The organism is Pontibacillus yanchengensis Y32 (assembly GCF_000770635.1).
Taxonomy (GTDB): Bacteria; Bacillota; Bacilli; order Bacillales; family BH030062; genus Pontibacillus; species Pontibacillus yanchengensis.
In genome coordinates this window covers 1-371 of the sequence record NZ_AVBF01000142.1, presented here as the reverse complement: position 1 = coordinate 371, position 371 = coordinate 1, and the positions used below count along the sequence as shown (strand labels likewise).

The 371-nt window shown below is 47.7% G+C and carries 2 tRNA genes; both read left to right on the top strand.

The features are described 5' to 3' along the window. The first annotated feature begins 147 nt into the window (after positions 1–147). Positions 148–224, top strand: a tRNA-Ile gene (locus N782_RS20505). 18 nt (positions 225–242) lie between these two features. Beyond that, a tRNA-Ala gene (locus N782_RS20500) sits at positions 243–318 on the top strand. Positions 319–371: the final 53 nt, after the last annotated feature.

Below are 371 nucleotides of genomic sequence, written 5' to 3'. Positions count from 1 at the left end.
GCTGGATCACCTCCTTTCTAAGGATAATACGGAACTAGAGCCTTGCCTCATGGCAGGGTTCTAGCGACAGCACTTTCAGTGCTATACAAACGGTGTTTACATAGTTGTTTTGTTTAGTTTTGATAGATTAAATCTATATAATGGAATGGGCCTGTAGCTCAGTCGGTTAGAGCGCACGCCTGATAAGCGTGAGGTCGGTGGTTCAAGTCCACTCAGGCCCACCATTCCTTTTCTTCGTATACGGGGCCTTAGCTCAGATGGGAGAGCGCCTGCTTTGCACGCAGGAGGTCAGCGGTTCGATCCCGCTAGGCTCCACCAAAAAGTACCTTGAAAACTAGATAAGAATTCGACATCCAAACCCAACGTTATGA